The organism is Flagellimonas flava (assembly GCF_050617915.1).
GTDB lineage: Bacteria > Bacteroidota > Bacteroidia > Flavobacteriales > Flavobacteriaceae > Flagellimonas > Flagellimonas flava_A.
Genome location: NZ_JBODQE010000122.1, coordinates 1 through 247, shown reverse-complemented (window position 1 = coordinate 247; position 247 = coordinate 1). Strand labels below are relative to the sequence as shown.

Here is a 247-nt window from a genome sequence, read left to right as displayed (position 1 = left end):
CAATGGGGAGCTTTCTATCCCCTTCAACTTCATTAAAAATAAGGGCATTCGCAGCATTTTGGGTTTGGCTGTAGGATATCCCCATTATTTTCAAACGTACTAAGCTCATATATTCTTCCTAAAACGAAAAAAGGCTGTACAAATAAGTGGCACTACCATTATCTGAACAGCCCCTTGCTCAAGGCAAATTCACAAAAATTAAGTGTTCTGGGCTTTAAATTCCTTTAATTTTTCGATGAGTTCCGGT

General features: G+C 38.1%; 1 pseudogene. It reads right to left on the bottom strand.

From position 1 onward, the window contains the following. A pseudogene (locus ACRHOZ_RS21220) lies at nucleotides 1-109 on the bottom strand (bifunctional nuclease family protein); the annotation flags it as partial. Between the last annotated feature and the right edge of the window lie 138 nt (nucleotides 110-247).